Source organism: Gelidibacter algens, assembly GCF_001678675.1.
Classification (GTDB): Bacteria; Bacteroidota; Bacteroidia; order Flavobacteriales; family Flavobacteriaceae; genus Gelidibacter; species Gelidibacter algens.
Map to the genome: position 1 here is coordinate 1 of NZ_LZRN01000104.1, position 2,299 is coordinate 2,299.

Sequence of the window (2,299 nt, forward strand, 5' to 3'; positions counted from 1 at the left end):
GGTTTCTCTCTTTAATTATGAATTGTTCAGACTTGTCTCTGATGTTTTTTTTATAATTATCAAATCCATAATCTATTTCAATAACTTTATAATCAGCTTCTAAAATCGTCTCCAGTTCTTTTTTACAAGAGCTGGTCGTTATAGTCAAGATTATTATTAATATTTTCAGCGTAGTTTTTGTCATAATTACTGGCAACGTTGATGTGTATGAGCCGTTGCGTGTCTCACACACGAACCATTAAAGGTACAAAACTCCTCTGGAAAATTCCCTAGAATTTTCCAGACTAGCACAGACCTAGCAATGGCTTATACACGGTGTTGCCAGTAGTGGTTTTACGTTCCGTTTGTTATATTTTCATTCCTTACTTAATTGTTTTTTAATTACCTGCGAGTTGGAAATTTCGAGGTTTTTTTCATTTCTTTAAAGTTCAAAATCCCCAAAATTGTTAATATTGGTAACATTGATATGTCAAAAACTTGTACTTTAAAAATCCAAATTAATGCCGAAATACTCAATGATACTATTAAAGTCAAACTCAATATTTTATTAGTCTTATTTTTGATTAGTAAAGGAATGTAAAGTAGATATAAAGGGTTACACCAAATAATATTTAAATTGGATTTGACTTCTTCGTGCCCAGAAAACAGCCATAATGCAAGGACAAATAAGCCTGTAATTCCAATACTTAAACTGACTATTATTCGAACAGCAGAGGGAAACCAAAATAGAAATAAAATAGTCAAAAGCGAAAACACTAATATTGGCGAAAATATGTTCTGAATACTATATTGACTCTTGCTTTCTACCAAGTTCAGGTTTTGATTATATTTTACAAGTTTTTTGCCGTTCAATTCTGAAGCACCAATTTCTTTTTGCAGATAGTCTGGTAGAAACATACTTTGTTTACGTGTAGAATTTCTGTCTAATGATTTTCCCAAAACCAAATTAATTCCCAATTTAAGCCAAGGCATTTCCTTTAGATATGAGCTGATTAAATCTCTATTTGATTCCTTAAGTTCTTGATTTTTAAAATTTATTCCGATTTGGCTTAATAAATCTCGAATTTCTGTAGAACAATTTTTGTCTAAAAAAGAATATAGATAATATCTGTTCTCTGGTTTGTATAATAATTGAAGGTTACTGACAAGATTCCGTTTCTCCTTTAAGGTTAAGTTTAAAGTTTGTTCAGAAACTACTCTATTTTCATCAGTGTAGTTTTTTATGAAGTCTTGTGTTTCTTGGATGCCGATATAGTATTTTAATTTGCCTTTCAAGTATTTATATTCAAAATTTGGCGCGTTGAAATCAAACATTCCGAAATTATAAACTTCATCTATGTTTTTTTCTTTGTCAATCACTCTAATTGCAGAGTGTCCGAAAACTGAATAGACTTCTTGACCAGCCGAACAAGTTAAGATACTTATTTCGACAGAGTCATTGGCAAAGCTGATTTGGCTAATCAGAAGTATAAAGAATAATATTTTTTTCAAGTTTGTTCCAAATTCAATTTGATTATGGATTTTTAATTTCTTCCGGGATTTTTTTACCATTACTGGCAACGTTGATGTATATGAGCTGTGGCGCGTTTTGGCACGAACTTCTCCAAATATAAACTAACTTTGGGAAATTCATAAATTTTACAAATAGGCACAGACCAAGCCATAGCTTATATACTGTGTTGCCAGTAGTTATTTTTCTCCCAAAATTTCGGTATATCGTATTGGCATTATTTCTCTTAACTCTCTCCATTTCATAACATCATTTTGCTCGGTCGACTTTGTCAATTCCTCTAAAGTTTTATTGAATTTTTCCATTGAAAAATCATTTCTCGCTTCATTAAATGATAAATAAATTTTGTTTCTAATTCCGCTGTATTTTTTATAGTCTAATTCCTCGTTAAATTTAGCCATAATCATAAGATTTTTATTCATTATAATTTTTCCAGAATATTCAAAGTCGCCTACAATAGTCATTGGCATTTGATTATTATCAGGGTTTGGAATTATATATTTTTTTAATTCAGATATTATTAAACTGTCTTCAACGAAACTATCCTTGATTTTAATTTGCCCATTTTTATCGACATCAATTATAACAAGATTTCTCTCTTTAATTATGAATTGTTCAGAATTGTCTCTGATGTTTTTTTTATAATTATCAAATCCATAATCTATTTCAATAACTTTATAATCAGCTTCTAAAATCGTCTCCAGTTCTTTTTTACAAGAGCTGGTCGTTATAGTCAAGATTAGTATTAATATTTTCAGCGTAGTTTTTGTCATAATTACTGGCAACGTT

Annotated in this window: 3 protein-coding genes; all 3 read right to left on the reverse strand. The window is 30.0% G+C overall.

Annotation, left to right across the window (positions count from 1 at the left end):
- Positions 1–184: hypothetical protein (locus A9996_RS20305; protein WP_211272676.1), on the reverse strand; the 184-nt coding region annotated here is incomplete at its 3' end.
- Positions 185–381: 197 nt separating this feature from the next.
- On the reverse strand, positions 382–1,551 hold the full coding sequence (locus A9996_RS19205) for an Lnb N-terminal periplasmic domain-containing protein (RefSeq protein WP_066439132.1): 1,170 nt from the start codon (positions 1,549–1,551) through the stop codon (positions 382–384).
- A gap of 138 nt (positions 1,552–1,689) precedes the next feature.
- On the reverse strand, positions 1,690–2,299 hold a 610-nt coding region (locus tag A9996_RS19210), incomplete at its 5' end, for a hypothetical protein (protein ID WP_211272677.1).

Excerpts from the sequence above, each read along its gene's own strand:
- A9996_RS19205 (WP_066439132.1), bottom strand. The coding sequence starts at position 1,551 with ATGGTAAAAAAATCCCGGAAGAAATTAAAAATCCATAATCAAATTGAA.